Origin of the sequence: Priestia sp. JV24 (assembly GCF_025910025.1) — a bacterium.
In the GTDB taxonomy this organism is placed as follows: domain Bacteria; phylum Bacillota; class Bacilli; order Bacillales; family Bacillaceae_H; genus Priestia; species Priestia megaterium.
In genome coordinates, this window is record NZ_JAPCIN010000095.1 from 1 (window position 1) to 390 (window position 390).

General features: G+C 36.4%; 1 pseudogene. It reads right to left on the minus strand.

Features of this window, described 5'->3' with window-relative positions:
• Positions 1-232: pseudogene (locus OK414_RS29835) on the minus strand (hypothetical protein); the annotation flags it as partial.
• Between the last annotated feature and the right edge of the window lie 158 nt (positions 233-390).

Consider the following 390-nt stretch of genomic DNA (forward strand, 5'->3'; position numbering starts at 1 on the left):
ACTTGATATCCTCCGTAACTTCATGTGCATAAACCTCACCAATCGATTGAAACATGACCACACGGTTTGCCTTCTCAGTTTTTGCTCTCATTCCATAATAAGGGTTAAAATACGCCATTGTAAAAGAAAACAAGTAGAGTGCTGGTTCATTCGTACAAAAAAAGCCGCATGTATCGCCATACGTACCGTTTGCATTTAACCCTAACCTATGTTTTCCCTTGATTAATCCCATATAATGCGACCATTAGTAATGTGAGAACGATCATTGATTTCATAAAAATGTTCTTCATAAAAACTCTCCTCTTTCTTATAGGAAACGAAAAATGCAGATTTCAGCCCCTAGAAAAAGAGTCATTTCTTTGCTGCTACAGATACTTTAATATTAGACAG